Annotated in this window: 1 pseudogene; it reads right to left on the minus strand. The window is 63.2% G+C overall.

The features are described 5' to 3' along the window. Nucleotides 1–281, minus strand: a pseudogene (locus tag JT719_RS24545) (transposase); the annotation flags it as partial. Nucleotides 282–302: the final 21 nt, after the last annotated feature.

Here is a 302-nt window from a genome sequence, read left to right on the forward strand (position 1 = left end):
TCGACCCCGGCCTCCGTAAGACGCTCGGTGTACTTGATAGCGACACGCGCTCCAGCGCTTTGATCCGCTCCTGCTCATCCGTCGTTGGGCCGGGCCGTTTGCCCTGGTCGCGTTCGGCCTGGCGGACCCAACCCCGCAACGTCTCCGCTGTGCAGTCAATCTTCCGCGATCGAGCTGATCGCCGCCCATTGCGGGGCGTGCTCGCCTTCATGCTCGAACACCATCCGAACCGCGCGCTCGCGGACTTCAGGGGCGTATTTGGGTGATGCTTGCTTCATCATGATGACCCCACTCCTTCAGAA

The organism is Sabulibacter ruber, from assembly GCF_017355955.1.
GTDB classification, from domain to species: domain Bacteria; phylum Bacteroidota; class Bacteroidia; order Cytophagales; family Hymenobacteraceae; genus Nibribacter; species Nibribacter ruber_A.